Genomic DNA, 940 nt, shown 5'->3' on the forward strand with positions numbered 1-940 from the left:
TTATGTTTCTCCATAAACAGGGTGGCGGTTAGCTCATCACCATATGTAAAATCATCTAAAACAATTTTTTTTATTTTTTCTGGGAAACTGATCTCTATCATATCAACATCACCGTCTCCGAACTTACCCAGGAACTCGATGAATTGAGAATATTTTTGAGCAAATGGAATAAATTTATTAGCAGGAACTGCACAAGTATAAAAGCAGTGAAAACCATCATCCATTTTAGATTGAAAACCCAAATCACGATCATAATGGCTTTTACAGAAATCAACTAAATCACCGAGCGCATTTTTTTCTAATAACCGCTCATCGGCAATAATGGTTAGTTCCTGGGTTTGTTCAACGTAGTCAACGCCTCCTGTACTTATTGCCTCAAGGATCGCAAAGCTATTCAAATCACACTGCGCTAGAATGCTCATTTCAATTCGATGCATTTGTATATTATTGATTCCAGCCATAAATAATTATCCTTGTAACGTTAACAAGCACAACCGGCATTGTAGATCCGGCGACCCGTAAGACTATGTGAGCGGCAGGAAAAAGCAAAGGTGCAATGATGCTTTGTCGCTCAAACGCTCTCAGTAGCCCATAGAACGATTAAGAGCACTTTGATGAATAAGGGCTTCACTTAAGTGCTGTTAGTGTCTCTCAGAGCTTTACAGAGAGGCGTAAAACGATCCTTTCTGGATCTTCCGCACCGCTCGCCGCAGTTTTGGCTAGCGTAGGCAAGCATTGCGTAGCCGGAGTCTGTCAAAACGAGGAAGCGGAATTGCTACTTTGCATAATGTGAGCACGTTCACACAATAGCATATTGGAGCGATCAGGGGGTTTGGCCGTGGATTTGGTGGGCGGGAGTTATCCACAGGCTTTTGTATTACTGATCTTTTTTTACTTATTAAAAGACTTAGTTCAAAACTTACTTAAACTTGATCTTAAC

The 940-nt window shown here is 40.6% G+C and carries 1 protein-coding gene; it reads right to left on the reverse strand.

Annotated elements, in window-relative coordinates; translation table 11 throughout:
• Positions 1–461: hypothetical protein (locus H5P17_RS26485; protein WP_182825925.1), on the reverse strand; the 461-nt coding region annotated here is incomplete at its 3' end.
• Positions 462–940 lie beyond the last annotated feature (479 nt).

The organism is Serratia sp. OS31, assembly GCF_014164835.1.
Classification (GTDB): Bacteria; Pseudomonadota; Gammaproteobacteria; order Enterobacterales; family Enterobacteriaceae; genus Serratia; species Serratia liquefaciens_A.